This is a genomic window from Actinomadura rupiterrae, from assembly GCF_024172125.1.
GTDB classification, from domain to species: Bacteria; Actinomycetota; Actinomycetes; order Streptosporangiales; family Streptosporangiaceae; genus Spirillospora; species Spirillospora rupiterrae.
Window position 1 is genome coordinate 460,243 of the sequence record NZ_JAMZEA010000007.1, and the last position, 23,995, is coordinate 484,237.

Genomic DNA, 23,995 nt, shown 5'->3' on the forward strand with positions numbered 1-23,995 from the left:
TGGGCCGTGTGTCGCCGGAACAATTCAACGTCCCCATCACATGAATAACACAAATGTCACGGCAGGACTTATGGGAAAGGAGTGACCGCGATGCGCACGCCTCCGTGGTAAAGATCCGAAACGGCGCCGACCGGGATTTCGCAGAGGGCCGGGGGTTCGCCTCCGCCCGGTTGCGCGGTCCGGTCACGGAACGCTGTCAGCGGCGTGGCCTCCTCCTTGGGTCGCGTCCCGGCGCCCGCCACTCCCTCCGGGTGGCGGGCGCCCCGCGTACGTCCCGCCGATCGCGGCGATCAGCACCAGGGACAGCGCCATACCCGCCCAGACCGCCCTGAATCCGTCCCCGGACGCGCCGTGCAGCAGCGCGGTGAGCCCGCCGATCCCGATCGCCGCCCCCGCCGACCGGGCGAGCATGATGAGCGCGCTGCCGTTGCCGGACCGCCCGGTCGGGACGGCCGCCATCGCCAGCGTCTGGAGCGCGATCGTCAGGACGGCCGTCCCGGCGGTGCCGACGATCAGCGCGGGCAGCAGGACCAGCGCGTACGGGCCGTCCGATCCGGTGACGGCGGGCCATGACCAGCCCGCCGCGCCCGCGACTCCCCCGGCCACCAGGACGGCCCGCGTCCCCAGCCGCCGCACGAGCGGCCCGGACAGCCACGACGACACCGCCGACGTCAGCGGCGCCGGGGTCAGCGCGAGCCCGACGCCGAGCGTCGAGTAGTTCCAGCGCGCGGTGAGGAACAGCGCGGCGGCCAGTGGCACGGCGAACGACACGACGGCCGCCAGCACCATCCCGCCGTTGCCGAGCGCGGTCGTCCTGGCCCTGAGCAGGGTGAAGTCCGCCGCCGGACGCGGATGCCGCAGCGACGCGACCACACCGAGCGCCGTCGTCGCCACCCCGGCCAGCGCGGATCCGAGCACCCGTCCGGACGTCCAGCCCCAGTCGGGCCCGCGCACGAGCCCGAGCACGATCCCCGCGACCCCGACGGCGAGCAGCGCCGCGCCGAGCAGGTCGGGCAGGCCGCGCACCGCCCCGTCCTCCCGGCGGACGGCCCGGACGCCGAACGCCCCGCAGCCGAGCGCCAGCAGCCCGAGCGGCAGGTTGATGAGGAAGATCCAGCGCCATCCGCCGAGCGCGATCAGCGCCGAGCCGAGCGCGGGCCCGGCCGCCGCCGCGACGCCCGACACGGCCCCGAACAGCGCGAACGCCTGCGAGCGGCGGCCGGGGAACGCGTCCACGCCGATGGACATCCCGAGCGCAACGACCATCCCGCCGCCCGCCGCCTGCAGCAGCCGCGCGCCCACCAGCGTCCCCGGCCCGGACGCGAGCGCGCACGCCAGCGACCCGGCCGTGAACACCGCGAGCCCCGACAGGTAGATCCGCCGCGGCCCGTACCGGTCGGCCAGCCCGCCCGCCGGAAGCAGCACCGCCGCGAACACGACCGTGTACCCGGTGATCGTCCACGACAGGCCGGCGAGCGAGCTGCCCCGGAAGTCCCGCAGCAGCCGCGGGATCGCGACGCTGACGACGTTGTAGTCCACGACCGCCATCACCTGCGCGACGATCACCGACCCGAGCGCGAAAACCCTCCGCCCGTCCACCCCGCCCCCGCGCCCCCTCACGGGCCCGAAGGCCCCACCGCCCCCGCTCCGCGTCCCGCCTCCCCCGCAACGGCCGAGCCTCCCTCACCCAAGGCGTCGCGTGTCGAGCCGCCCTCACCCAACGCAGGCCGATCCCCCGCGCCCGACACATCACGGTTCGAGCCGCCGTCACCGGACGCATTGGACGTCGGGCCCGACTCGTCCGCTTCGGTCGCAGCAGAGCGAGACGGGCTAGCGGCGCGCCGGGCCAGATCGTCCTCGCGAACCCCTTCGCCGGACGCATCGCGCGTCGAAGCGCCCTCGCCGGTCGCCCTGGCCACCGGGCCCGGCTCGTCCGCCTCGGTCGCGGCAGGACGAGACGCGCTAGCGGCGCGCGGCGCCGGACCTTCCTCGCGCCCCCCTTCGCCGGACGCATCGCGCGTCGAGCCGCCCTCGCCGGACGCACTGGCCGCCGGGCCCGGCTCGTCCGCCTCGGTCGCGGCAGGACGAGACGGATCGGTGGCGCGGCGGGCGAGGTCTTGCTCGATGTCGCGTTTGCGGATCTTGCCGGTGGGGGTCTTGGGGAGGTCGGCGACCAGTTCGAGGCGGTCGGGCTCGAAGCCGCGGGTGAGGCCGGCCTTGCGGGCCAGGTCGCGCAGGTCGTCCAGGGTCGGCGGCTCGCCGGACGGGACGACCACCGCGACGACGCGCTCGCCGAGCACCGGGTCGGGTTCGCCGACGACCGCGACCTCGGCGATGTTCGGATGCTCGCGCAGGACGCCCTCGACCGCGACGCCGGGGACGTGCACGCCGCCGCGGTTGACCATGTCCTTCACCCGTCCGACGATCTTGATGCCGCCGCGCCCGTCCGGACGGGCGAGGTCGCCGGACGCGAACCAGCCGTCATGCAGGGACTCGGCGAACAGCGCGTCGTCGTCCTGGTAGCCGAGGCACATGTTCGCGCCGCGCACTTCCAGGCGACCAGGCTCGCCGTCCGGGACGGGTTCGCCGTCGTCCCCGACCAGCCGCAGCTCCATCCAGTCGACAGGCTTGCCGTCGCTGTGGACGGCGATGTCCACGGGGTCACCTGGGCGTCCGATAGTGACGCCGCCGTTTTCGGTCATCCCCCACAGCGGAAGCAGCGGAAGGCCGAACACCTCGTGCACGCGCGCGGGCATGGTCGGCGGGATCGGCAACGACCCCGACACCAGGTGACGCAGCTTCACCTCGCGCGGGCGCGCGTCCTGCTCCTCGATGAAATCGCCCAGGACGGACGGCGTGATGTACCCGACCGTGATCCCGTACTCGGTGGCCAGGTCGAGCAGGTCGGCGGCGTCGAACGCGTCCGCCCAGACGGCCGTCGCGCCCGCCAGCAGCGGCGCGAGCATCCCGTACAGCCAGCCGCCCTGCCCTCCGACGACGCACGGCGTGGTCAGGACGTCCTCGCCGGTGAGCCCAAGCGGGTCGACGTAGCCGCGCGCCATCGCGTACAGGGTGTTGAACGTGTGCCGGACGCCCTTGGGCCTTCCGGTCGTTCCGGACGTGTACATGATCTGGAACAGTTCGTCCGGGCCGGGCCGCTCCAGTTCGAGCTCATCGAGCCGGACGGACGGCGCGAGCAGCGCGTCGTCGAAGCTCAGCGCACCCTCGGGGACCTTCTCCCCCACGACCACCAGATGCCGCAGATCGGGCAGCCGGTCCCGCATCCCGGCGATGACCGCGGCGGGTTCGAGCCCCCGCACCGCGTCGATCGCCACCGCCACCCGCGCGCCGCTGCGCCGCAGGATCCACTCGGTGTCGGACGCGCCGGTCGCGATGAAGTACGGCACGACCGCCGCGCCGAGCCGTCCGCAACCGAGCGCGAGGACGGTCGTCTGCCACTGGTTGACCAGCTGCATCGCCACCCGGTCGCCGCGCCGGACGCCGAGTTCGGCCAGGCCCGCGGCGCACCGGTCCACGGCGTCCTGCAGGTCGGCGTAGGTGAGGACCCGGTCGGGCCCGTGCGAGGTCTCCCAGCAGTGCCCGACGACCGCGAGCCGGTCCGGAGCCTCGCGCGCCCAGCGGTCCAGGTCGTCCAGGAACGTCCCGTCCCGCCACCATCCGAGGCGATGGTAGCGCTCGGCGTTCGTGTCGGTCATCGTCGACCCCTTCCGTCCGCGTCCTCAGCAGACCAACACGCCCACCTCCCCCGAACAACGGCTGATCATGACAAATCCGTTGATCCCGACCCCCGGAAAATTCACTCGCTCCTCCCGGAACCCGCGCGTACCCTGCGGAAACGTGCTGATCAACGACGTGCAGGCCTTCCTCCGAACGATCCCCGACGACCGCCGCCTCCGCGTCGGCCCGTTCACCGCCAAGATCGACCCGGACGATCCGGACCTGCCGTTCAACCACGCCGTCCCCGACGACGGCGCCGACCCCACCCCGGACGACGTCGCCGCCCTGATCGCCGCCTTCCACGCCCGCGCCCGCGTCCCCCGCCTGGAGTACGTCCCGCGCGCCGCGCCCAAGGTCGAGGCCGCCCTCCTGGCCGCCGGCCTCACCCCCGAGGGCCGTTACCCGCTCCTGGTCTGCCCGCCTTCGGACGTCCTGGACGTCCCGCTCGACCCGGACATCCAGGTCTCCCTCGTCCCCGCCTCCGCGACCGACGACCTCTGGTCCGTCGCCCGCATCACGAACGCCGCCTTCGACGCGCCCCCGCCCGCCGACCACGACCTCACCCGCATGCTCAGGCTCCTCGCCGAGGACGGCCTGATCGCCGCCGCCCGCGACACCACCACCGGCGCCATCGTCGGCGCCGGCCAACTCCTCCCCCCGCGCGCAGGCGTCGCCGAAGTCGCAGGCATCGCCACCGCCCCCACCCACCGCCGCCGAGGCATAGCAGGCGCCGTGACCGCCGCCCTCACCCGCGCAGGAGCCCAGGCCGGAATCACCACCCTCTTCCTCACCCCAGCCGACGACCAAGCCGCCCGCGTCTACGCCCGAGTCGGCTACCACAAACAAGCCGAAGCCCTCTTCATCTCCCTCCCCGCCTAACCACCCCCACTAGCAGCCCCACCCCACCCAACCCGCCCCAGCGCAAGCAAGACGCAGACGCGAAACGCGCAACGCGGAACGCGGAACGCAGACGCGGACTCGGAGCGCAGACGCAGAGCGCGGAAGGCGGGCGCGGGCGCAGAGCGCGGAAGGCGGGCGCGGGCGCAGAGCGCGGAAGGCGGGCGCGGGCGCAGAGCGCGGAAGGCGGGCGCGGGCGCAGAGCGCGGAAGGCGGGCGCGGGCGCAGAGCGCGGAAGGCGGGCGCGGGCGCAGAGCGCGGAAGGCGGGCGCGGGCGCTGGGCTGGGGGCATGGTTGTTGCGATGGGCAGGTGGTTAGGGGCGTGGCTTGGTGCAGGGGCCGAACGCGGCGCGACCGCCCCTTGGGGTGGACGCCCGGCGCAGCGGGTGCTTAGGGGCGCCAGAAAGAAGCGGGGAGGGCTAGGGCGTCTTCGGCGGCTTGGTCCTGGTCGTCCGCGAAGGGGAGGAGGGCCTTGTAGACGGGGTCGCCGCCGGACGCTATCTGGCGGATGACCTGGGCGTTGATGCGGGCGCGGCGGGCGATGACCTCGGGGAGGGCCGTGCGGTCGCCGTCGTAGCCGTAACCGTCGAGCAGGACGTGGAGGCGGCGCGAGCGGTCGGCCTCGTCGCCCGGGTCGAAGACGTCGGCATAGCTCCGCGTGTTGAGCGGTACCCAGGTCAGGGCCATCCAGGCGAGCTCGAACGCGCGGGTGGTCGGGCCGGCCGTGTCCCAGTCGACGAATCCGGCGAGGCGTCCGTCCCGCCAGACGGCGTTGTAGGGCGCGGCGTCGTTGTGCGCGATGATCAGGCCCGGCTGCCAGGGACGGCCGGTGAACCACGGCGCGTCCGGCGGCGGGACGAACTCGGCGGTCAGGTCGTGCAGGCGCCGCGCCCAGGCCCCGGCCTGTGCGAGCGATTCGTCCGATACCGCCCACGCGGGCCAGGGCCGCGCATCGCCGACGACGTCGCCCTCCATGAACGTCAGCACCTCGCGGCCCTGGTCGTCGAAGCCGAGGACGCGCGGCGCGCCGTCGAATCCGGCGGCCTCAAGGTGCCGGAGGAGGGCCTGCACCGACGGCGTCCAGGGCTGGGCCGTCCGGCGGACGGTGTCTCCGACGCGCACGGTCCCGGTCGTCTTGCCGCCGGGCAAGGCTTGTTCGTCCATGCGGACGTTCTATCCGCCGACTTTCATGAACGCATCTGGTTTTCGACGCCAACGTGCGCGCGCGAGTGCGAGGGCTTCTCGATCTCGTCGAGCACTGCGAGCGCGAAGTCGGGCAACGAGATGCGACTGGACGGATCGCCCGGCGCGACGCGGTACTCCCCCGTCCCCTCCGCCTCGTGGTCGAAGTCGCCGGACGGGCTCAGGACCAGCCAGTCCAGCCCGTTTCCGCCGTCGCGCAACACGTTCACGCCCGCGAGATGCCCTTCGGCGAACGGCCGCCACTCCGGTTGGAACTCGGGCAGGTCCATCCAGAGGCCACCCTCGGCCATCTCCAGGTAGGTCGCCAGACCGACCGCGATGACGCGCGGGGCCTGGGACGCGAGGAGCGCACGATTGGCCGCCGGGAAGTGCTCGCCGGGGTCGGCGGCGAGGTCGGCGGCGGCGTTCACCACCGCGTCCTTCCCCTCGGTGAGCCGCGCGACGGCCTCCGCATCGGTGATGTCTCCGCGGACGTACGTGACGCTGGGGGCGTCCGCACTTTCGTGGGAGTTATCCACAGGTCGGGGCTTGGCTTTCACTTCGGCGTCGTCCTGCACCACGCTGGTGTGGGCGGACGGATCGCGGACGACGGCGGTGACGCGGTGGCCACGGGCCAGGGCCTCGCGGACGACGGCGCGTCCGACGCGTCCGCCCGCTCCGAAAACGGTGATCTCGGTCATGGCAGGACGCTAACCAGAAGGGAGGTATCCCCTTGGATACCGTGAACGCGTGCGCACACCCCTCACACCGGACATGTTCGACGAGCTCTGCCCGAGCTCCGTGAGCCCCATCCGCTTCGGCGACAAGTGGGCAGGCATGATCATCCGCTGCCTGGAGGACGGCCCCCGCCGCTTCTCCGAGCTGCGCGTCCCCCTGCGCAACGTCACCCCGAAGTCCCTCACCCAGTCCCTGCGCGGCCTGGAACGAAGCGGCCTGATCTCCCGCCACGAGCAGGCCCGCTCCGTCGAGTACGCCCTCACCCCGCTGGGCCGCAGCCTCCTCGCCCCGATGGCCGCCGCCTGCGCCTGGGCCGAAGACCACTGGGACGAACTAGTGGACGCCCACGAAGCCGCCTACCAAGCCACCCACCACCAAGCCCCGGCCTAACCCACCCCCAACTCCCGCACGCCCACCCGTCCGCCCCCAACCAACACACACGCCCACCACCTACCTCCCGCCCCCAACCCAAAGGAGGCCATCCCACCAACACCCCAACCTCACGCGTCCGCACAACGCAGGCGCACCACACGTGCACCCCTGACCCCAGCAACAGGCGCGCCGCCCCCCATGCGCGTCTTCCCAGGGCGCCGCAGTACCCGTGCAACGCGTCCCGCACGGCACGTACCGCGCAGGATCGCACGCAGCCCAGCCACGTCCACCCCAAGCCGCCCCGCAAACCCCCCGCCACCCGCACATGCGCACGCCCCACCCGGCATGCGCAGCACACGGGCGTGCGCAGCACACGGGCGTGCGCAGCACACGGGCGTGCGCAGCACACGGGCGTGCGCAGCACACGGGCGTGCGCAGCACATGGACGTGCGCAGCACATGGACGTGCGCAGCACAGGACGTTGCCCACCCCTGACACGCGCACATGGCACGTCCCGCCTGGCCTATGCCGTGCCCCGGCGCGCGCAGCACAGGCACCTCCACCGAAAGGCGTCACTCAACGCCCGGTCCGCACGCTGGGGTATGTCCCACCCGGCATGCGCCGCGCCCGGGCGCGCATTGCAGGCGCGTCCACCCAGGCCGTCGCCCAACCCAGCACGCGTGACTGGCGCGTCCACACAAGGCCATGCGCCATCCGAAGAGAGCGCACCAACGTGGACACCACCGCCTGCTGCCCTCACGCACGGACGCGCGCAGCACAGGCACGTCCACCGAAGGGCGTCGCTCAACCCGGTACGCGCACATGGCACGTCCCACCCGGCATACGCCGCGCCCGGGCGCGCAGTGCAGGCGCGTCCCCCCAGGCCGTCGCCCAACCCGGCACGCGTGTTTGGCGCGTCCGCGCAGGGCCATGCGCACCCGAAGGGATAGCGCACCAGCGTGGACATCACGGCCTATTGCCCTCACACGGGCTCCCACATGCGTGGCCTCCGCGCCGCGTCCGGGTATGCGTTCTGGGCGCTGCAGGCGTTCGGTGCGCGGGACGGGTGGTGGGGGCAGCATGCGGCAGCTCGGGTCGCGTGCGGGTGCGTCCTAGGCGTCAGTCCGTGCCGGGCGCAGCGTCCGGCGCAGGGTGCGTTGTCTCAACGTGCGGACGAGCGACTACGGCAGGGCCTCTTCGCTGCACTGCCTGGGACATTTCGCGCGCGGCTTTGTGCCACGGGTAAGGGTGGGGATGCGCGTGTCGAGACACGGGCTCGGGGTGCAGGGGTTGGTGTGGCTGTGCTGCGTCAGACGCGGGCGCGGGTGGGTGCCAGACAGGAGGCACGTCGGCAGGGTTGGGCTGGGTGTGCGTTCCGCGGGTGCTGTGCGGGGTCGTGGCTCGGACACGAGTGTTCTGGGATCAGGCTCGTTGCCGGCTCAGGGGGCTAGCCAGGGAGCTGAGGGGGGCGGGTGGGGTTAGTGGGGGTGGGGGGTGGTGGACCAGGTCCATAGGGCTTGGAGGACGGGGCCTAGGGCTTGGCCTTGGGGGGTTAGTTCGTAGTGGGTGGTGGGGGGCCAGGCGGGGGTGCGGTGGCGGGTGACGACGTTGGCTTCGGCCAGGTGGGCCAGGCGGTCGGAGAGGACCTTGTCCGAGAGGGTCGGCAGGGCTTCGCGGAGTTGGGTGTAGGTGCGGCCGCCCTTCAGGAGCTCGCGGATCACGAGGGTCGTCCAGCGGCCGCGCAGGACGGCGAGGGTGATCTCCACGGGGCAGGTCGGTGTCGGTTCGGGGACGTGGATGTGGGGGTCGTCCGGGAGGCCCGGCTTGGGTGGCGCGGCTGCTTCGAGCCGCGCGTGACCAACCGTTTGGTGAGCCACGAGAGCGCCTCCTAACGTCCGTTTCAGCGCATTTTCTCAAGGTGAGGGGTGTTGCACGAATGAGGAGTCTGGCCGAGCGTCCCGAGGACGTGCCGATGGTGTTCGCCGAGCGGTTCAACAGCGGCGACGTGGCGGCGGTGGCGCAGGTGTACGAGGACGGCGCGCTGTTCGTTCCCGAGCCGGGCACGCCGTTGGAGGGTGAGCGGGCGTTGGCTGCGAACGCCCGGTTCGTGGGGCTGGGGTTGCCGATCACGGTTCAGCCGCGGCATGTGTACGTCGCGGGCGATGTCGCCCTGCTCATCGTCGACTGGGTCATTGAGGGTGAGGGCGTCGATGGCGCGGCCGTGAAGATTGAAGGGACGGCTACGGACGTCGCTCGGAGGGGGGCGGACGGCCGATGGCGTTACGTCATTGACAATCCCTTCGGCGCGGCCACGGGCGCCGCCTGAATTCGCCCTTGGAGGAGGGTTTCGCGATCCGCGGCTAGGCGATCGCGGTTGGGCTCTCCGGCTACCAGGTGGCGGCGGACTTGAAGGTGGTGGGGGTCGGGGTGTAGCCGAAGGCTTGGCGGGCGGCGGTGATGTCGTAGGTGCGGTCCTGGGCCAGGTGGCTGATCGCGTAGCGGGTCAGGCGGGGTGGCCTGGGGCTGCGGACGAGGAGGAAGGCGGCTTCGGCCACCGCGGCCAGGGCTGCCGCGGGACAGTGCGGGAGGTAGAGGGGGCGGGCGTTGATGCGACGCTCCTTGAGGATGGTCCGGAGCGCGGTGTCGAGGGTGACGGGTTCGGCGTCGGTGATGTTGTAGACGCCGGGCGGGGCGGTCGGGGCTCGGCGGCAGGCCTGGACGAGGTTGTCGATCGAGGTGAGGCTGATGCGCTGGCGGCCGGTGCCGACGGCGGGCAGGTAACGGCCGCGGACGGCTGAGAGGACGCGCGGCAGCAGCGTCGTGTCGCCCGGGCCGTACACGGCGTGCGGACGGAGGACGACGGCGTCCGGATGGCGCAGGACGTCGCGTTCGGCCGCCGCCTTGGACGCGCCGTAGGCGTTGATGTGGCGCCTGGACGGCCCCTCGGACTCGGTCGTCATGACGTGCGGGACGTACGGGTCGTACACGCTGGCGGTGCTGACGTGGACGAAGCGGGCGTCCGGCCAGGTGGCGAGCGCGGCGCGGGTGCCGGACAGGTTGACGGCGAAGAGGTCGGCGGCCGGGCCCCAGTCCGTGACGCTGCCCGCGCAGTGGATCACCGCGTCGACGGGCGGCGGGGACGTCAGGGGGCCGCGGGTGAGGTCCCAGAAGCGGTAGCCGGGACGGCGTCCGAATTCGAGGACGTCGTGGTCGGCGGCCAGGGCGCGCGCGACGGCCCCGCCGACGAAGCCGGACGCGCCGGTCACGGCGATCCTCATCCGGCCGGACGGGTCGGTGGTCATTGGACGGCCTCTTTGAGCAGTGTCCGGTCGAGTTTGCGGGTCCGGCCGGAGCGCGGGAGGGACGGGAGGACGACGATCCGGTCTGGCAGGGCGTCGTGGTCGATGAGCTGCGGGAGGCGGCGGCGCAGGGACTCGGGGGACGCGGTGCCGGTGATGGCGAGGACGACCTCCTCGTCGCCCGTCTCCGGGTCGGGGACGCCGACGATGGCGGCCTCGTCCACGCCGTCCAGGGTGCTGATCGCGGGTTCGTAGAGGCCGGGGTACAAGTTGAACTTGCCGCGGATGAGCATGTCCTTCTTGCGGCCCATGAGTACCAGCCGGTCACCTTCCATCCGGACGAGGTCGCCGGTGGGGAGTTCCTGCAGTGGTGGCTCGCCGAGGTAGCCGCGGCAGAGGTTGGGGCCGGAGAGGCAGAGTTCGCCGTCCGGCGCTACGCGCGTGCGCACGAGGGGGACGCCGAGGTAGTCGCCCTGACCGGCGTGCGCGAGCTTTTCCGAGGCGGACGCTATGGCGACGGGCAGGATTTCGGTCATCGCATAGACGGAGAGCACCTCGGCATGGGGCGCGGCCTCCATCGCGCGCCGCAGGACTCCGGCAGGAGCGGGCGCAGCTCCCAGCAGGACGTAGCGCAGGGTCTTGGGCAGGGACGGTTCGACGTCCAGGATTTCGGACAGGTGGACGGGGACGCAGAACGTGTGCGTCGCGCGGCGTTCGCGCAGGTGCAGCGCGAAGCGGGTCGGCGACGCGAAAAGCGGCGGCATCGACCAGCGCGCGCCGGACGCCAGCGTCGGAATCCCCAGCATGAGCTGGTCGGTGTGAACGACGTCGCCCGGGCCCAGCGGGATGCGCTCGCGGAACAGGTCGAGCGCGGCGACCAGCGATGCCTGCGTGTGGACGACCGCACGCGGGTGCTGCGTCGTTCCGGACGTGAAGATGACCGCCGCCGGCGCGTCCGGATCGACATCGACCTCGACATCGACGTCCGACGCATCGGCAGAAGCCCCAGCCGACGACGCATCGGCAGAAGATCCGGCCGAGGATGTGGCCAGCAGGGCGTTCAGTGAGAGGGCGGCGGCGGGGACGCCTGGGAGGCGGCGGCCGGTGTAGATGTGGCGGAGAGGGAGGTCGGCCAGGTGCGGCAGGAGCAGGCCGCGGCGGCGCGCCAGCGCACGCACGGGACGCAGGCGGCTGGCCGCGTACAGCACGGATTCGGCGGCTGACCAGCGAGGAGACGCCAGCCGCAACCGAGCGGCGAACATCTCCGGGCCCGCGCCCGGATCGGCGAACACGACCACTCCCCCGGCCGCGACGACACCCAGCGCGAGGACGAGGCTGTCCGGCGACGGGCGCACGGAGAACAGCACGCCGTCGCCCGTCTGCAGGCCATGGGCGCGCAGCCCGTTCCGGACGGCCAGAACCTTCCGCCGCAGGTCGCCGTAAGTGAGCTCGGTGCCGTCCCCCGCGATGAGCGCGACCTCGGAGGGCGTGCGCGCCGCCTGGTCCAGGAGGCGTCGGATCAAGGTCATCGGGCGTTCTCCTCAAGCCGGACGTTCAGCCGACGGTAGGCCGGGATCAGGACGCCCCGGGCGGCCCGCCGGTCCGTGATCGTCAGCGGGCCGGACGCCAGGAGCGTCCGCGCGATGGTCCGGATCTCGGCCATGGCCAAGGGGTAGCCCAGGCAGAAGTGCGGCCCGGCCCCGAACCAGAGTCTCCGCAGGTCAGATGGTTGCGGACGGGACGGGTCGAACGGCCCGTACGCGCGGCAGCAGTTGTGCGTCGCGATGAGGACGCGGTCGCCGGGACGTACCGGAACGTCCGCGATCCGGGTTTCGGCGTGGACGCTGCGCAGCATCACCGGGGTGGGCGTGGTGACGCGCATCGCCTCGTCGATCGCGCGGTCCAGGAACGCGGGAGAGGCGGCCGCCTCGTCCAGCGTGCCGGTGTCGTGGAGCAGCGCGATCAGGCGCGGGACGAGCGTCGCGACGGTTTCGGTCCCGGTCAGGAAGAAGGCGCCCGCCGCGCCGCGTGCTTCGGCCTCGGACAGGCCGAGCGCGCGCATGCGTCCCATCACCGTCGAGGACGAGCCCTCCGCATATGCCTTGGCGGCGATGTCGCCCAGCGGGTCGAGGACGGCTCGTGCGCGCGCGATCTGCGAGGGTGACAGTCGGCGCGTCCGGAGCGAGATCATCGACACGATCCGCTCGCCCGCCTCGAACAGCGACCGGAAGTCCTTTTCGGACGCCGTCTCCAGCCCGATGACCCGGCTGATCACGGCCCCGGCCATCACGTGCATCAGGGCCACGACGTCCACGGTCTCGCCGCGCGCCAGGCGCTCCGACACGTCCCGCAGCGGGGCGTCCAGGACGTCGTCCACCAGGGTTTCGGCGTACCCGGGCGTGAACAGGTCGGTGAGGCGGCGGCGCAGCGCGCGGTGCGCCCCGCCTTCCATGTTGAGCAGCACGGACGGGCCGAGGACGGGCGTCCACAGGTCGCCGGGCGAGCCCGGGCCGTCCTTCCGGAAGGTCTCCCCGTCCATCAGGACGGAGCGGGCGCAACCCGCATCGTTCACCACGACCCCGACGCCCGGCACCCGCACCACCGGCCCCCGCCGCGCCAGCCCCCGCAGCAGCGGATACGCCACCGGATGCGCGGCCAGATAAACCCGCGCCTCCCAATCCACCCAAGACGGCCTTGCATCCCGTGCCAAGCGTCCCGCCGTAGAGAGCTCGCTGTTTCGGAACGGGCTCATCGGATGTCCACGACGGTGGGGCGGTAGCGGTGGTCGGCGTACCAGCCGAGGGTGCGGACGAGGCCGAAGGCGCGCAGGCGGCGGACGGAGCCGTAGACGACGACGTCGGGCCGCAGGCCGTAGCGGTCGCTGAGGTAGCGGACGCGGTTGACCAGGGCGCGGTCCTCGTGGACGTCCTCGATGCGGGTGCGGGGGAAGCCGCCGGAGCGCTCGTACAGCTCGGCGGTGATCGCGACGTTGCAGCCCGGCATCATCACGTAGGGGCCCAGGTAGAGCGGGTCCTGGTTGCCGGGACGGAACCGGCCGAACCAGGCGGCGACCGTGATCACCGCGGGCAGCAGCCGCCGTTCCCACAGTTTCAGCGGGAACTCGTCAGTGCGCGGCCGGAGCGGCCCGCTGACCATCTCCAGCCCGTCGTCGAAGGCGCGCTTCAGGGCGGCGAGCCAGCCCTCGTCGGGCAGGCAGTCGGCGTCGGTGCGGGCGACGTGCGTGGCGCCGGCCGAGATCGCGTGCCGGACGCCGGTGTCGGCCGCGGCGCCGGTGCCCTTCACCGCCTCGTGGACGATCCGGATCTCGGGTTTCGGGTTCAGCCCCGCGAACTCGCGGACGACCTCGGCCGTCCGGTCGGTGCTCGCGTTGTCGACCACGACCACGGTGAAGCCGGGGTCGGTCTGGGCGGCGAGCCGGCGCAGCGTCGCGCCGATCGACCGCTCCTCGTTGTAGGCGGGGACGACGACCCAGAGGTCCATCACAGCTCCATGAAGATCACACCGAGGCTGACGCCGCCCGCCAGCCCGATCATCGCGACCCGGTCGCCCGGGCCGCAGCGGCCGTCCCGCCACGCGGTCGCGAGCTGGACGGGCAGCGTCGCGGACGCCATGTTCCCGTGCTCCGGCAGCGTCACCACGAGCCGGTCCGGCGGGATGCCGAGCAAGGACCGCAGCACTTCCAGATAGGGAAGTGTCACCTGGTGGACGGCCACGACGGCGAAGTCGTCCCAGGTCAGGCCGTTCTTCTCCAGCGCGGACAGGAAGATCTCGGGTCCGGCGGCGAGGAACGCCTCCTTCAGCCGGCGGCCGTCGCCGCTGAAGTAGGTGGCCTCGGGGTCGCGCGGGCGCATCGACCCGCCGCCCGGGAGCGTCCCGATCCGCCACGCGGACGACACGGCGGCGAAGTCGCGGTAGAAGATCCCGCGGCCGTCCGGATCGGCCTCGACCAGCACGGCCGCGCCCGCGTCCGAGAGGGTGTAGCCGGCGAACGCGTCCACGAACTGGGCCCGGTCGCGGACCCGCCACCGCACGGCCCGGGACGGCGCCTCGCCCGTGCAGACCAGCACCCGCTCGGCCTGGCCGGTCCGGATCATCGCGTCCGCGGTCTGCAGCCCGTTCAGGAAGCTGTTGCAGGCGTTCTTGACGTCGAAGACGGGGCAGGACGCGCCGAGCTTGTCCGCGACGATGTGCGCGGTCGCGGGCTCGACCAGGTCCTGCGAGGCGGAGCCGAAGACCAGCAGGTCCAGGCTCGCCGGGTCGGCGCCGAGCCGCCGGGCGGCCTCGACCGCAAGGTCGGACGCCTGCTGCTCGGGACCCAGCACGTGCCGGGCCCGGATTCCGGTCATCCGCTCCACGATGGTCGGGTGCGGCCGGTACCCCTCGATCCGCGCCTCCACGTCCGCGCTGGTCAGCACGGTCTCGGGCAGGTACGCGGCGGCACCGGCGATGCGCGCTCTGATCACGGTCCTCGTCCCCCGCTTCCGGTCTTCCGGTCCGCCACGGCCGGAGCCCCCGATAGGCCCGGCGTGGCGTCTGGCAACAGACTCGCTTGCGGACAGGTCCCCTCACCAGGGAGTTCGTACGGAAACTTGGGTGCATGCGGCACTCATCCCGGCCTGAGTACCTTCGCCTACCCCGATCCGGGGTTTCGGACCATCCCATCGGGCGGCCGCGCCCGGCAGGATCGAACCCGTGCTGACCCGACCTGAAGCCCGGCAGGATCGAGCCGTGCTGACCCGACCCGAGGCCCGGCTGCTCTGGGCCGCCAACCCCTGGCTCTACGCCCTCGTCTGCGCGTTCCGGCACGCCGGGCCGCTCACCCGCGTGCCGCGCGTGGGGTGGGTGGTGACCGACCCCGTCCTCGCGCGGCGGGTGCTCAACGACCACGCCGCGTTCACCATGGGCGGCGAGGGCGGTGTCGGGCACCTGTGGGCGCAGCTTTTCGGCCCGGACATGGGACGCTTCTTCGACGGCCCGCGACACGCCGAGCTGCGCACGGCCGTCCGCGACCTGTTCACCGAGGACGCCGCGCACGACCTGATCGCGCGCACGCAGGGCCCGCACCACGCGCGCCTCGCCGTGGACCTCGCCGGGGGCGCGACCGTCGACCTCGCCGACTCCGCCCGCGTGCTGGCCGGGCGGATGGTCTGCGACCTGCTCGGCCTGCCGCCGCAGGACTACCGCCGGCTGTTCACGCTCGGCGAGCGGCTGGCGTCGCTCGCGCTCGGCACGACGGCGTCCACTGACCTGCCAGCGGCGGTTCTGTCGGAGGCGGGTGCCATCGTGGACGAGCTGACCGCCGCCGTCCCGTCCGCGTACCGCTCGTCAGGGCCGTCCACCCTGCTGGGCCGATGCCGCATGCTCGGACTCGGCGAGGACGTCGCGCGCGGCCTCGCGACGCTGCTCGTCGTCGCGGGCACCGAGACCGGGGTGTCCGGAACGCTGCGCACGGTCTCGCTCCTGCACGACGCGGGCCAGCAGCGCCTCCTGCTGGACGACCCGGAGCTGCTCGCCTCCGCCGTCCGCGAGGGCCTGCGCGTCGCGACCCCGGCCCCGCTGATCGGACGGCACGTCGCCCGGAACGTCCGGCTCGCCCCGCACGCCGAGCTGCGCGCGGGGCAGCGCGTCCTGGTCCTGACCTACCTGGCGAACAACGCGGTCGGCCCGTTCGACATCACGCGTCCTTACGTGCCCGAGACGCGGCAGCTGTGGTTCGGCGCGGGACGCCACCTGTGCCTGGGCGCGGCCGTCGCACGCGCCCAGGCGGCCTCGACGCTGCGCGCACTGCTGGCATCGGGCCGTCCGTACCAGATCACGCATCGCGTCGAAGCGCGCCGCGCACTCGTCCCCACCTACACGAAGCTGCTCGTCAAGACCTCCGCCTAACCGCACCCGCACAGCGCCACCGCACCCGCACCCGCACCCGCACAGCGCCACCACAACCGCACAGCGCCACCGCAACAGCACAGCGCCACCGCAACAGCACAGCGCCGCCCTCAGAGCGCCCCCAAGCGCCTAGCGGCAGAGGTCTGTAGGGACGCCGTTGCCTAGGGCGGCCGCGTCGAGCACCCATTCCCATGCGGGACGCCACGGTTCCGTACGGGAGGCGAGTTCCGGCTTGAGCATTTCCGGCCACGACCAGAGCCTGTCGTACGCGGGCTTCCACCACTCGGGCAGCGAATCGTACGCGCGCGAGACGTCCCCATCGGCAGTGACGCGAACGTAAAGCCAGTGCCCGGACTCGGGGTCGCCCTCGTGCGCGCGCAGGGCTTCGAGGAGCACGCACAGCTCCTTCTTCACTTCCGGGCCGTGCGGCTCCCTGAAGGAGGAGTAGTTGTCCCCCACGTAACCGGCGACGATCTCGTCCCGGCCGTTCGCGCGCAGGTACTCTACGACGGCGGTGAGTTCGGCGCTCGGCCCCGGGACGGGCCGCGGGCGCTCGTCCGCCTGCTTCATGGCCATGCCGACGACAGAAGCGTGCAGCTCAGGCAGTATGTGCCACGGCACCTTCCGCCCGGACGGCTCGCCCTGCCCGGCGGGCACCTCGGGCCTGGAGGACCCGTCCACGAGCCCGGCGCGCTGCAGCACGGCGAGGTCCAGGCCCTCGACGCCCGACTGCGGCAGGTTCCCTGCGCGGGCCAGATCCACCGAGTCGGAGCCGCCGAGCAGCTCAAGCAAGTCGGCGTCATCGGACGGAAGGATCAGCTCCGCGCCGTCCTCCAGCGAGTAGGACCGGTGTCCCCAGGACGAACCGTCCCACCAGTACACGAACCCGACGGGCCACGAGCGGTGCAGGATCGCGTCGACCCGCTCCCAGGGCAGCCAGTCCGGCGCGCCCGCGAGCAGGTCGATCGGCGGGCCCTCGGTGAAGGTGTCGCTGTAGTCGTTGTCGAAGCCGACCAGCACCGCGCGGCCTCCGGATACCCAGAGCAGGCGCCACCAGCCGTTCCCGATGTCCTCGGACGCGATCCCGTCGGCGTCCAGGGTGAACCCGCGGCCCGCGGCGGCGCGGACGGCCCCGTGCGCCCACAGCGCGTCCGGTGGCAGAGTCATGATCGGCTCCCTTCGCGAAAGGAGCCATCCTGGCAGCCTTCACCCCGCGATGCCGGGAGAACGGCCAGTTCAGGTGCGAATGACCGAATGGCAGGCATTGTCGTAGGTAGGCGGCTTCGACATGTCGTACGGGTCTTCGGGGCGGTTCGTATCGGTTCCGCCGCCGCTCGGATCGCCGCGGAACGTCGGCCTGATCCAGTCGTCCTTCGCCGCGCACGGCGCAGGCGCGGCGCTGCGGCCCGACTCGTTCATCCAGACCCGCACGTCGCCGCCCTCCCGCGTCGCGGTGAACACCGCCGAGCGCCGGACGATGACGCGTTGCACCAGGTCAGGACGGTTCGGCGGGTGGACGGCGTAAACGAAGTTGTGGTCGGTCTTAACCGTCAGCCCGTCCTTGCCCGCGGACGGCACGACCGTGCCGTGCACCTTCACCGTCCCGGTCGCCGCGACGGCCGAACCGGGCGCGAACGCGGTCATCCACGCCCGGTGGGACGGCAGCGCCTTCGCCTCCTCGGGGTCGAGCGCGCCGGCGAGCGGCTTGGTGTCGCCTGAGTAGACGGTCGCCTGGTCGAGATCGGCGGCGACCAGGATGCGCTTGATCCGCGCGTACGCGGCCTCGACATCGGTGCCGGTCAGGCCGTTCATCGCCTTGGCGGCGGGCATCTCTATGCCGGCCTCGCCGTCCGCGTACGAGGCGGCCGGGCTCCCCGCGAAGGGGTCGGAGGGAGCGGCGCTCGGCGTCGGGCTCTGGAGCTTCAACGTGATGGAGGACGGCTTGGGCGAGTCGTCCCGGCCGAGCCACCACATCCCGGTGGCGGCCGCGCCGAGCACCACCACGGCACCTCCGACCAGCCCGGACGCCTTCAGGTAGCTCATCGTCTCGCCGCTCGCGCCGCGCCGGGACCGCGCGGGACGGCGGCGCGGCGGCCTCGGCAGGCGCGGGCGGCGGCGGGCGCGCTGGCGGGCGGACGGTTCGGAGATGGACGCGCCCGCGATGAAGTCGTCGTCGAAGGGCGGCAGTTCGTCCGGCATGAGCCCGATCGTTCCCCACCGCCCGGACCGCCGCAAGGAGCCACCGCCCGGACCGCCGCAAGGAGCCCCCGTCCGCCCCCGTGCCCTTTCCCGCGAACCCCGTGCGTGCCCTTCCTCGCGGACCCCGTGCCCTTCCCCGCAAAACTAGAACACGTTACAGTCGGAGGCCGAACGTCATTCCAGCAAGGAGTCGCGGATGGGCACCCCGGTGATCGTGGAGGCGGTTCGGACGCCGCTCGGCAAGCGGAACGGCTGGTTGGCCGGGCTCAAGGCGCAGGCCGTGCTCGCGCACGCGCTCAACGCGCTGCTGGAGCGGGCCCATCTGGACGGCGCTGAAGTGGAACAGGTTTTCGCCGGCTGCGTGACCCAGGCGGGCGAGCAGGGCGGGCACGTCGGACGGTACGCGTGGCTGTACGCGGGGCTGCCGTGGCAGACCGGGGTGACGACGGTCGACGCGCAGTGCGGGTCGTCGCAGCAGGCCGTCCACCTCGCGGCGGCGCAGGTCGCGGCCGGTGTCGTGGACGTCGCGATCGGCTGCGGAGTCGAGGTGATGAGCCGCGCGCCGCTCGGCAGCAACGTGCTGCCCGCCAAACCACGTCCGGACGACTGGTCGATCGACATGCCGCACCAGTTCGAGGCGGCCGAGCGGATCGCGAAGCGGCGCGGCCTCACCCGCGACGACGTGGACGCGTTCGGCCTGCGGTCCCAGCAACTCGCCGCCAAGGCGTGGGCGGACGGGCGGTTCGAGCGCGAGATCGCGCCGATCAACGCGCCCGTCCTCGACACCGAGGGCAACGCGACCGGCGAGACCCGGACCGTCACCCGAGACCAGGGCCTCCGCGAGACCACTCTTGAGGGGCTCGCCAAGCTCAAGCCGGTCATGGGCGAGGGCGCGCTGCACACCGCCGGGTCGTCCTCGCAGATCTCGGACGGGGCGTCCGCCGTCCTGGTGATGGACGAGGCGAAGGCGCGGGCGCTGGGGCTGCGTCCCCGCGCGCGCATCCGGGCGCAGGCCCTCGTCGGGTCGGAGCCGTACTACCACCTGGACGGCCCGATCCAGTCGACCGAGCGCGTCCTCGCCCGCGCCGGGATGTCCATGCGCGACATGGACATCACCGAGATCAACGAGGCGTTCGCGGCGGTCGTCCTGTCGTGGGCGTCCGTCCACGAACCGGACATGGACACCGTCAACGTCAACGGCGGCGCGATCGCGCTCGGCCACCCCGTCGGCGCGACCGGCGCGCGCCTGCTGACCAGCGCCCTCCACGAGCTGGAACGCCGCGACGCCGGGACCGCCCTGGTCACTATGTGCTGCGGCGGCGCGCTTTCCACGGCGACCGTCCTGGAACGGCTGCGTTGACCGAGCCGAACGGCCGTCCGGCAAGCCGTCCGAAGAACGGACCGCCGAAGGCGGAGGATCTGGGCGGGGGCGTGTGGAGCGTTCCGGTGCCGATTCCGGGCAATCCACTCGCCTACACCCTCGTCTACGCGCTGGAGACGCCGCGCGGGCCCGTCCTCGTGGACGCGGGCTGGGAGCACGAGGACGCCTGGGACGCGCTGTCCGGCGGCCTCGCCGCGTTCGGCATGGACGTCGCGGACGTGTACGGCGTCGTCGTCACGCACCACCACCCGGACCACGCGGGCCTCGCGGGCCGGGTGCGGGAAGCGTCCGGCGCGTGGATCGCGATGCACCGCGCGGACGCCGACCTCGTCCGCGCGTTCCGCGCCATGGTCGAGCAGGACGCCGACCGCGCCTGGATGTCGGACTCCCTCCGACGCGCGGGCGCGCGGGAGGCCGACCTCGCGGACGGCTCGCACCGCCGTCCCGTCGACCCGCCGGCCCAGCCCGACCGCGAGCTGGAGGACCGCGACCTCATCGACGTCCCCGGGCGTCGACTCCGCGCGATCTGGACGCCCGGCCACTCCCCCGGCCACCTCTGCCTGCACCTGGAGGACGGCGACCGGATCTTCACCGGCGACCACGTCCTGCCCCGCATCACCCCGCACATCGGCCTCTACCCGTACGAGCGGACGGACGTCGACCCGCTCGGCGACTTCCTCGCCTCCCTCGCCCGCGTCGGCGACCTCCCCGTGGACGAGGTGCTCCCCGCCCACCAGTTCCGCTTCCACGGCCTGGCCGCCCGGACCCGCGACATCGCCGCCCACCACGAGGCCCGCCTCGCCGAACTCGCCGCCCTGCTCACGGGCGAGCCGCGCACGCTGTGGGATCTCGCGTCCGCCCTCATCTGGCGCGAGGCGTGGCCCGAGATGTCCCTCCAGTCCCGGCAGATGGCCGCGGGCGAGGCCGCCGCGCACCTCCGCGTCCTCGAATCGCGAGGCCAGGCGTCCCGCCGGAGCGACGACCCCCTCACCTTCACCGCCCGCTGACCCCACGCCCGCCTCCCCCGCGCGCCGGAGAGCTTCGCGCTCGGCCGCGGCGCCGGGCTTCACCGCCCGCTGCCACCTGGGCACTTGGGGTGCTTCGCCGGGGTTCAAACGTGGCATAGGGCACAGTTGGCCCGCAGGCTAGACCCTTGATGAGACTGCAGTCTCATGTGAGAATCGCACTAGGCACGGCTAGCCAAGCAAGCGCTTAGTCGAGCGCGCGTGCACGCGCGTCCTCGCACGTCAGAAGCCCCGCTGACGATCCACCCCGCCCACGCAACCCACCCCGCAGCCCGCAGCCCGCACGACACTCCCGACCGCGAAGGCGCGACCGGTCGCTGGCCCCTGCCCACCCCACCCGGCGAAGGATCCCTTCATGTCACCCAAGACCGGCACGATCGACTCGCCCGTCATCGACGTCATCGACCCCGCCGTGTACGAGGCGGGCGGCATCCCGCACGAGCAGTTCCGGTGGCTGCGCGACCACGACCCGGTGCACTGGCACACCGACCCGAACCCGTCGGTGCCGGGCTTCTGGGCGGTGACGCGGCACGAGGACGTGACGTGGGTGTCGCGGCATCCGGAGCTGTTCTCCTCGCACACGCGGACGGCGATGTTCGAGGAGTTCACCGACGACGAGATCGCCCTGTACGGGCAGATGATGCTGTTCCAGGACCCGCCGGACCACACCCGGCTGCGGTCCATGGTGAACAAGGGCTTCACGCCCCGGATGATCAAGAAGCTGGAGGGGCACATCCGGGCGATCTGCAACGAGCTGATCGACGCCGCCGCGCCGCTCGGCGAGTGCGACTTCGTCGAGCACTTCGCCGCGCCGCTGCCGCTCTACACGATCTGCGAGATCCTCGGCGCGCCGCTGGCCGACCGGGAGAAGATCTTCACCTGGTCCAACACCCTGGTCGCGTTCAACGACCCGGAGTTCATCGGGGACAAGAGCGAGTCGATCGCCTGCGCGGCCGAGTTCATGGGCTGGGCGACCGAGCTGCGGGAGCGCCGGATGCGCGAGCCCGGCGACGACATCGCGACCAAGCTCGTCCAGCCGGACGCGGACGGCACGACGCTGACCGTCGAGGAGTTCCAGCTGTTCGTCCTGATGCTGTCGATCGCGGGGAACGAGACCACCCGGACGGCCACGGCGGGCGGCATGCAGGCCCTGTTCGAGCACCCGGACCAGTGGGACCTGCTGAAGGCGAACCCGGCGCTGCTGCCGACGGCGGTCGAGGAGATCGTCCGCTGGGTGAGCCCGATCAACCAGTTCCGCCGGACGGCCACGCAGGACACCGAGCTGGGCGGCAGGCAGATCCGGGCCGGGGACAAGGTCGTGCTGTTCTACGGGTCGGCCAACCGGGACGAGCGCGTCTTCGAGGACCCGTTCCGCTTCGACATCACCCGCGACCCGAACCCGCAGCTCGGGTTCGGCGGCGGCGGGCCGCACTTCTGCCTCGGCACGCACCTCGCCCGGATGAACCTGAAGATGATCTTCGAGACCGTGTCGTCCCGGATGCCGGACATCCGGCCGGCGGGCCCGGCGCGCCGGCTGCGGTCCAACTTCGTCAACGGGACCAAGGACATGCCGGTCCGCTTCACCCCGTCGAACCACTGATCCCGGTCTGGTCCACCCCGTCGAGCCGCTGATCAGAGCGCCATTCGGTCGGCGGCGCGGGGACGTCCGCGGGCCCGTCCCGGGCGGGCCCCGGAACCCGCCCCTGCCTGGACCTTCATGTGCTTTTCGAAACACTTTTGGACGCGATGCCCAGTATTGAACTCTCCGGTAACGTGCGGAGGCTAAGGTCTAGTTTCGACAGTCTGGTTTCAACGAGGCGTTCGTGATGCCGGTGTGGCCGACGGCCCCGGCGTCCACCCGACGGACAGGAGTGACGCGTGGGCTGGGACGGTCGTGACTGAGGCGGGGTCCGGGGCCGGCGTGACCGACGCGGGTTCCGGGGCAGGCGCGGACTCCGGCGCGGGGCCGGACGCCGGAGAGCGGCCGCTGCGGGTGGCCCTGCTGTCCTACCGGAGCAAGCCGCACTGCGGCGGGCAGGGCGTCTACCTCCGGCATCTGAGCCGCGAGCTGGTCGATCTCGGGCACACCGTGGAGATCCTGTCCGGCCAGCCCTATCCGGAGCTGGACCGGGACGAGATCGCCCTGACCAAGGTGCCGAGCCTGGACCTCTACCGCGACGAGGACCCGTTCCGCACGCCGAAGCGCGAGGAGTTCCGGGACTGGATCGACGTCCTGGAGTTCGCGCACATGCGCACCGGCGGGTTCCCCGAGCCGCTGACCTTCAGCATCCGGGTGCTGCGCGAGCTGCGCCGGCGGCGCCGCGACTTCGACGTGGCGCACGACAACCAGGTGCTCGGCGTCGGCAACCTCGGCATCTCCAGGCTGGGCCTGCCGCTGGTGACCAGCATCCACCACCCGATCAGCGTGGACCGGCAGATCGAGCTGGACGCCGCCGAGGACTGGAAGTCCAAGCTCGGCAAGCGCCGCTGGTACGGGTTCGTGGCGATGCAGTCGCAGGTCGCCCGGCGGATCGGGACCGTGCTCACGGTGTCGGAGTCGTCCAAGATCGACATCGTCCGGGACTTCAAGGTCGACCCGCGCGACATCGAGATCCTGCCGCTCGGCGTGGACACCTCGGTATTCCACCCGCGCGGTCCGCTGAGCGAGCGCGTGCCCGGCCGGATCGTCGCGATGGCCAGCGCGGACGCCCCGATCAAGGGCGTGGACGTGCTGCTCCGCGCGGTCGCCAAGGTCGCCACCGAGCGGGACGTGCACGTCGTCGTCGTGTCCCGTCCCAAGGAGGGCGGCCCGACCGAGAGGCTGGTCAAGGAGCTGGCGCTCGGGGACCGGGTCCGGTTCGTGTCCGGGATCAGCGACGACGAGCTGGGCGACCTGCTGGCCTCCGCGGAGGTCGCGGTCGTGCCGTCCCGCTACGAGGGCTTCTCGCTGCCCGCCGTGGAGCACATGGCGTCCGGCACCCCGCTGGTCGCCAGCCGAGCGGGCGCGCTGCCCGAGGTGGTGGGCGACGCCGGGATCCTGGTCGAGCCCGGTGACGTGGAAGAGCTCGCAGCCGTCCTGCGCCGCCTGCACGACTCCTCAGAGGAGCGGGCGAGGTGGAGCGAGGCGGGACTCGCCCGGGTGCGCGCGCGGTTCGCGTGGCGGGCGGTGGCGCAGGCCACCGTCGGCCACTACCGCGAGGCGATCACCCAGCGCGAGTACCTGCGGAAAGCCGCGGGTAAGTAGCGGCGGCCCGGAC

Annotated in this window: 20 protein-coding genes; 8 read left to right on the plus strand and 12 right to left on the minus strand. The window is 72.6% G+C overall.

What is annotated here, in order from left to right:
* Positions 1 to 183: 183 nt before the first annotated feature.
* Together FHU30_RS26470 and FHU30_RS26475 are read right to left on the minus strand one after the other, a co-directional pair.
* On the minus strand, positions 184 to 1,599 hold the full coding sequence (locus tag FHU30_RS26470) for an MFS transporter (protein WP_253879348.1): 1,416 nt from the start codon (positions 1,597 to 1,599) through the stop codon (positions 184 to 186).
* A 17-nt stretch (positions 1,600 to 1,616) separates the two neighbouring features.
* Positions 1,617 to 3,716 (minus strand): AMP-binding protein, encoded by a 2,100-nt coding sequence (locus FHU30_RS26475; protein WP_301323638.1) that lies wholly within the window; start codon positions 3,714 to 3,716, stop codon positions 1,617 to 1,619.
* A 142-nt stretch (positions 3,717 to 3,858) separates the two neighbouring features.
* Between FHU30_RS26475 and FHU30_RS46340 the strand changes: the two genes are divergently transcribed.
* Positions 3,859 to 4,617 carry a GNAT family N-acetyltransferase gene (locus tag FHU30_RS46340; RefSeq protein WP_308211398.1) on the plus strand — a complete coding sequence of 253 codons (759 nt, stop codon included), beginning with the start codon at positions 3,859 to 3,861 and terminating at the stop codon, positions 4,615 to 4,617.
* A gap of 408 nt (positions 4,618 to 5,025) precedes the next feature.
* Here FHU30_RS46340 and FHU30_RS26490 read toward each other — a convergent pair whose 3' ends face one another.
* Positions 5,026 to 5,799 carry a phosphotransferase gene (locus FHU30_RS26490; RefSeq protein ID WP_253879350.1) on the minus strand — a complete coding sequence of 258 codons (774 nt, stop codon included), beginning with the start codon at positions 5,797 to 5,799 and terminating at the stop codon, positions 5,026 to 5,028.
* Positions 5,800 to 5,822: 23 nt separating this feature from the next.
* Positions 5,823 to 6,518: an NAD(P)-dependent oxidoreductase gene (locus FHU30_RS26495; protein WP_253879352.1), complete on the minus strand. Its 696-nt coding sequence runs from the start codon at positions 6,516 to 6,518 to the stop codon at positions 5,823 to 5,825.
* A 49-nt stretch (positions 6,519 to 6,567) separates the two neighbouring features.
* Between FHU30_RS26495 and FHU30_RS26500 the strand changes: the two genes are divergently transcribed.
* Positions 6,568 to 6,945, plus strand: a complete 378-nt coding sequence (locus FHU30_RS26500) for a winged helix-turn-helix transcriptional regulator (protein ID WP_253879353.1) — start codon at positions 6,568 to 6,570, stop codon at positions 6,943 to 6,945.
* Between the two features lie 1,460 nt (positions 6,946 to 8,405).
* Here the strand turns inward: FHU30_RS26500 and FHU30_RS26505 are convergent.
* A complete protein-coding gene (locus tag FHU30_RS26505) occupies positions 8,406 to 8,804 on the minus strand; it encodes a winged helix-turn-helix transcriptional regulator (protein ID WP_253879355.1) in 399 nt (132 codons plus the stop codon).
* 59 nt (positions 8,805 to 8,863) lie between these two features.
* On the opposite strand from FHU30_RS26505, the gene FHU30_RS26510 reads away from it, so the two are divergent.
* Positions 8,864 to 9,253: a YybH family protein gene (locus tag FHU30_RS26510; RefSeq protein ID WP_253879356.1), complete on the plus strand. Its 390-nt coding sequence runs from the start codon at positions 8,864 to 8,866 to the stop codon at positions 9,251 to 9,253.
* Between the two features lie 61 nt (positions 9,254 to 9,314).
* Here FHU30_RS26510 and FHU30_RS26515 read toward each other — a convergent pair whose 3' ends face one another.
* The 5 genes from FHU30_RS26515 to FHU30_RS26535 all read right to left on the minus strand — a co-directional run bounded on the left by FHU30_RS26515 (position 9,315) and on the right by FHU30_RS26535 (position 14,710).
* A complete protein-coding gene (locus FHU30_RS26515; RefSeq protein WP_253879361.1) occupies positions 9,315 to 10,229 on the minus strand; it encodes an NAD-dependent epimerase/dehydratase family protein in 915 nt (304 codons plus the stop codon).
* Positions 10,226 to 11,755: a class I adenylate-forming enzyme family protein gene (locus FHU30_RS26520; protein ID WP_253879363.1), complete on the minus strand. Its 1,530-nt coding sequence runs from the start codon at positions 11,753 to 11,755 to the stop codon at positions 10,226 to 10,228. Before FHU30_RS26520 ends, FHU30_RS26515 begins: the two co-directional genes overlap by 4 nt.
* Positions 11,752 to 12,909 carry a cytochrome P450 gene (locus FHU30_RS26525; protein WP_253879364.1) on the minus strand — a complete coding sequence of 386 codons (1,158 nt, stop codon included), beginning with the start codon at positions 12,907 to 12,909 and terminating at the stop codon, positions 11,752 to 11,754. The genes FHU30_RS26520 and FHU30_RS26525 overlap by 4 nt, the downstream gene beginning before the upstream one ends.
* Before the next feature lie 65 nt (positions 12,910 to 12,974).
* Positions 12,975 to 13,727, minus strand: a complete 753-nt coding sequence (locus FHU30_RS26530) for a glycosyltransferase family 2 protein (protein WP_253879365.1) — start codon at positions 13,725 to 13,727, stop codon at positions 12,975 to 12,977.
* Positions 13,727 to 14,710: a 3-oxoacyl-ACP synthase III family protein gene (locus FHU30_RS26535; protein ID WP_253879367.1), complete on the minus strand. Its 984-nt coding sequence runs from the start codon at positions 14,708 to 14,710 to the stop codon at positions 13,727 to 13,729. The genes FHU30_RS26530 and FHU30_RS26535 overlap by 1 nt, the downstream gene beginning before the upstream one ends.
* A 265-nt stretch (positions 14,711 to 14,975) precedes the next feature.
* Between FHU30_RS26535 and FHU30_RS26540 the strand changes: the two genes are divergently transcribed.
* Positions 14,976 to 16,133, plus strand: a complete 1,158-nt coding sequence (locus FHU30_RS26540) for a cytochrome P450 (protein ID WP_253879368.1) — start codon at positions 14,976 to 14,978, stop codon at positions 16,131 to 16,133.
* A gap of 129 nt (positions 16,134 to 16,262) precedes the next feature.
* Here the strand turns inward: FHU30_RS26540 and FHU30_RS26545 are convergent, their stop codons facing one another.
* A complete protein-coding gene (locus FHU30_RS26545) occupies positions 16,263 to 17,300 on the minus strand; it encodes a hypothetical protein (RefSeq protein WP_253879370.1) in 1,038 nt (345 codons plus the stop codon).
* A gap of 69 nt (positions 17,301 to 17,369) precedes the next feature.
* A complete protein-coding gene (locus FHU30_RS26550) occupies positions 17,370 to 18,332 on the minus strand; it encodes a hypothetical protein (protein WP_253879372.1) in 963 nt (320 codons plus the stop codon).
* Between the two features lie 196 nt (positions 18,333 to 18,528).
* Between FHU30_RS26550 and FHU30_RS26555 the strand changes: the two genes are divergently transcribed.
* From FHU30_RS26555 to FHU30_RS26570, 4 genes are all read left to right on the plus strand, one after another.
* Positions 18,529 to 19,692 carry a steroid 3-ketoacyl-CoA thiolase gene (locus FHU30_RS26555; protein WP_253879373.1) on the plus strand — a complete coding sequence of 388 codons (1,164 nt, stop codon included), beginning with the start codon at positions 18,529 to 18,531 and terminating at the stop codon, positions 19,690 to 19,692.
* Entirely contained in the window at positions 19,689 to 20,720 is a 1,032-nt protein-coding gene (locus FHU30_RS26560) for an MBL fold metallo-hydrolase (protein ID WP_253879374.1), read from the plus strand. Before FHU30_RS26555 ends, FHU30_RS26560 begins: the two co-directional genes overlap by 4 nt.
* 373 nt (positions 20,721 to 21,093) lie before the next feature.
* A complete protein-coding gene (locus FHU30_RS26565; RefSeq protein WP_253879375.1) occupies positions 21,094 to 22,338 on the plus strand; it encodes a cytochrome P450 in 1,245 nt (414 codons plus the stop codon).
* A 393-nt stretch (positions 22,339 to 22,731) separates the two neighbouring features.
* Complete coding sequence (locus tag FHU30_RS26570) at positions 22,732 to 23,982, plus strand: glycosyltransferase family 4 protein (protein WP_253879628.1); 1,251 nt, start codon at positions 22,732 to 22,734, stop codon at positions 23,980 to 23,982.
* Positions 23,983 to 23,995 lie beyond the last annotated feature (13 nt).